Source organism: Microvirga aerophila, assembly GCF_003332305.1.
Taxonomy (GTDB): domain Bacteria; phylum Pseudomonadota; class Alphaproteobacteria; order Rhizobiales; family Beijerinckiaceae; genus Microvirga; species Microvirga aerophila.
The window spans coordinates 1-3,794 of record NZ_QOIO01000143.1; the positions used below are offsets into that span (position 1 = coordinate 1).

Here is a 3,794-nt window from a genome sequence, read left to right on the forward strand (position 1 = left end):
GTCGGGCTCGTGCATGCGATGATCCTGCGGATTCAGGCGCTGGTGCTGCCGATCCAGACGCTTGTGTTTGGCGGGCATTGAGGCTTCTCGATCCGGATGGCCCTGTTCCTGGCGGCATCCGCCACGAACACGCCCACCGGCAAGGGGGTTATGGCTAGCCACGGGCGTTTCATGGAGTAGAGGTGTCTTCGATCCCACATCGGAAATCGAGATGAGCATGCGAAAGCGCATCTCTCCACGCCTCTTTCCCCTCAGCACCGTTCTGGCGCTCAGTTTCGGGGGCTTGATGCTTCTGGCCGTCGGCTCCGTTCTCATCGTGAGCCTTGGAGGCGCGGGCCGGAACACCGGCGAGCTTCTGGCCGACAAGGCCAGCCTGGTCCTGTCCTCCATCGAGCAGCGCATCCGGCAGCATCTTGGGCCAGTGGTGGCCCAAGCAGAGTACCTGAAGGACTCCATCGAAAACGGGCAGCTCGACATAGAGGACACCAAGGCGCTTGAAACGGCCCTCAGGTCCGGGCTTGCCGCAACACCGCAGGTTACCGGCATCGGCTTCATTCGGGCCAATCTGGAGGTCGCACGGGTGGAGCGACAGGATGGCAGCTTCCTGACCGAGGACTGGTCCAGCCGGCCCGAGATCATCAAGGTCATTGAGGATTTTCGAGCTGGCAGGAGTGCCGGATGGGGCGAGCCTGTCTGGAGCAGTCCCTTTCACCAGACCATCATCCCCTATCTCGTGCCTATGCATCGCGGCGGTGACCTCACCGGGGTCCTCGTCCCGGCCATTGTGGTCACCGAACTCTCCCGATACGTCGCCGAGATCTCCTCGCCTGGGCAGAGGGCGTTCATCCTCCACGGTCACGACGAGGTGCTGGCTCACCCGGCATTGGCTGGCCGATCCCAGACCGGTACACGCGAGCGCCCGTTGCCGCTCCTCGCCGAGGTCGATGACAAGGTGCTGCAAGCGATCTGGTCGGCTGAACGCCGCCCGATGAACCTGCCTCTAAGGTCGACGGACCAGGGGCATATCGTTCCCTTCCCGGACGATTACTTCATCTACATGTACCGGGAGGTTCCAAGGCTCGGCGAAAAGCCCTGGATCATTGGCGCGGCCATGCCCGGTTCGGACGTCGGGCAGGAGGCGGAGCGCCTGCGGATGATGGTCCTGATCGGATCAGGGCTCCTGCTCGTCTCCGTGCTCAGCGCCATCGGCGTCGGGCGGCGGGTCGCGCGTCCGATCCGCGACTTCGTTCGCGTGACGGAAGCCGTCCGGGCGCTCGAATTCGACAAGGTTCCCGTTCTCCCACACAGTCGGATCCGGGAACTCGATGCGGCGGGCCAGGCGCTGAACGCCATGGTTGCGGCGCTGCGCTGGTTTGAGCTCTACCTGCCTAAGCGCCTTGTTCACCGCCTCATCGCGCAAGGCAGGACGAACTCGCCAGGGCTTACGAGCGTGATGTCACCGTCATGTTCACGGACCTGAGCGGCTTCACGCGAATGGCCTCTCGGCTGTCCCCTGCCGAGACGGCGAGCTTCCTGAACAAGCACTTTGCCCTAGTGGGGGCCTGTGTCGAGGCGGAGGTGGGAACGATTGACAAGTACATCGGCGACAGCCTCATGGCATTCTGGGGCGCACCGGAGGAGCAGCCCGATCACGTGGAGCGAGCCTGCCGGGCCGCACGCGCGATAGCCTCCGAAATGCACGCCGACAACAGAGCTCGATTGGCAAGCGGCCTTGCACCTGTCCGGGTGCGGATCGGGATCAGCACGGGCCCTGTTCTGGTGGGCAACATCGGTGCCCCCAGCCGGATGAACTATACGCTCGTTGGCGATGTGGTGAACATCGCGCAGCGCCTGGAGCAGGTCGGCAAGGACGTCCAGGACGACAGCGATGTGATCACGTTGATCACCGAGGGTGTCTACACCTGCATGCCGGAACCGGAGCGGGCGGTGTTCTGGGACCGACGGGAGGTGCGCAACCGAGAGGGAACGATGGCGATCTACCGGCTCACGTGAGGGCCAGGTGAACTGATCGAAAACCCTGCACCACCTCAGGATCGCGGCATCGGCCAGTAGAACCGTCAGGCGATGCTTGGTCGGCCCGGGGTCAAGCCGAGGCTGGCCGCGGCACGGCTGCACCTTGCGCTGCCAGGCTTCGATCTCCCTATCAGCTTTACCCCAGCGGACATTGATGTGAACTTCGACAGCGGCGCTTCACCGCTTGCTTTCGATGGGACCGTGCCAGGACGGATGTACTCCGGCCCGGTCTGTTCCTGCACCTGCCTGACGATGCAGGCGCCCGTCTGATACCCGTTCAGCCCAGACCCGTGGTGCGCGAGGCAGAGATGCGAAGGCATCCTGTCAGTTTGCCCCGGAGCCTGGGCTTTTCGTTGACGTGTGTTGCTCTTGGGCCGACAGACAAACCCTGTGCAAACGCGGGAACGACTGCAATTGGCACGTGCCGGTCGTTTGTCTCGTGACTGCTTAAGCCTCAAGTCCGGACGTTGCATCCGGAATCCTCGGCGAGGTCTGAGGCGGCTCGCCGAGGAGCCGCCCCTACGTTTAGATCTCAACCTGTTCTGCAATCAGAAGAGCATCGTCTACGTCGATGCCGAGATACCGAACAGTGCTCTCAATCTTCGTGTGGCCGAGCAGAAGCTGGACAGCCCGGAGATTGCCTGTCCTTCGGTAGATCATTGAGGCTTTGGTGCGCCGGAGTGAGTGGGTGCCGTAGACGAGGGGATCGAGGCCAATCGCGCGCAACCAGGATGCCAGCAGGCGCGCGTACTGGCGCGTCGTCATGGGCCTCCCTCGATTGATCCGGCTCGGAAACAGCGGCTCGCCCTTATGCAGGTGCTTCTTCTCCAGCCAGCGTCCCACAGCCCTCGCGGGTCTGCTCCGTGATCTCAAACTGAACGGGCCGACCGGTCTTCCGCTGCATGACAGTAGCTCGGGATCGCACCCGCCCATTGAGAGCCACGTCATCGACGCGGAGCGCTACGAGGTCACAAGCTCGCAGCTTGCTGTCGAGGGCTAAGTTGAACAAAGCCAAATCCCGGATGCGATGCGCCACTTGGAGCCTGACCCGAATGGACCAGATCTCTTTAGCTTTGAGAGGCGGCTTGGGTCCAATCAGCTTGCCGCGGTTCCAAGGTGTGGTGGTTCGGCAGGGATGGTCGGCAATCCTGTCTTGCATTGCAGTGCTCCTGAAGCGAAGCCCCCGCAATTAACCTCGGCTGTTCTGCCGACAAAACCCAGACCGAGCATTTCTCCAAGGCGTTCGTCGGCTTACCAAGGTAAGCCGGACGTCCCATTCATTGCATCGATCTCTGCTCGTGACCCACTCCTGACCGTCCTGAGGTTGGGACACGTGGCTGACGGAGCGATTGATCCCACCGCCAACGACGGAAGAAACCGCTTCGGCAAGTTCAGCGCGCCAGTGGGTTCGAAGTCCCGAAAACGGACCTTCCTTCGAATGACGCCGTCCTTCCATGGAACCGCAACAGACCTTTGCAGTGACCGCTTCGCGGATCCTGTTCCTGGTGAAGGCGGCTCTCTCGTGAAGCGTCGCCACATGACCATCTCGGTGGTATCATGAACCAGCACGGTCGCGGTGTCGGGCAGCCGGATGGTGCATGTCGCGTCAATCGCCTGGGCCTTCGTCCGGCGGATCTCCTGAGGGAGAGACAGCCATGGCGACTGCAAAAGCGGAGCGGCGGCTGGCCGCAATCCTGGCCGCTGATGTCGTCGGCTATTCCCGCCTCGTCGAACATGACGAGGCTGGGACGTTGTCGGCC

General features: G+C 62.6%; 2 protein-coding genes and 1 pseudogene. 2 read left to right on the top strand and 1 reads right to left on the bottom strand.

Annotated elements, in window-relative coordinates:
- Positions 1-217 precede the first annotated feature (217 nt).
- Together DRB19_RS29165 and DRB19_RS29170 are read left to right on the top strand one after the other, a co-directional pair.
- The gene (locus tag DRB19_RS29165) at positions 218-1,480 is read left to right on the top strand and encodes a HAMP domain-containing protein (protein WP_170285200.1); all 1,263 of its coding nucleotides are present in this window, start codon (positions 218-220) and stop codon (positions 1,478-1,480) included.
- The gene (locus DRB19_RS29170; RefSeq protein ID WP_114189439.1) at positions 1,465-2,013 is read left to right on the top strand and encodes an adenylate/guanylate cyclase domain-containing protein; all 549 of its coding nucleotides are present in this window, start codon (positions 1,465-1,467) and stop codon (positions 2,011-2,013) included. The genes DRB19_RS29165 and DRB19_RS29170 overlap by 16 nt, the downstream gene beginning before the upstream one ends.
- A gap of 546 nt (positions 2,014-2,559) precedes the next feature.
- On the opposite strand, the pseudogene DRB19_RS29180 reads toward DRB19_RS29170, so the two are convergent.
- Positions 2,560-3,193: pseudogene (locus DRB19_RS29180) on the bottom strand (tyrosine-type recombinase/integrase).
- Positions 3,194-3,794: the final 601 nt, after the last annotated feature.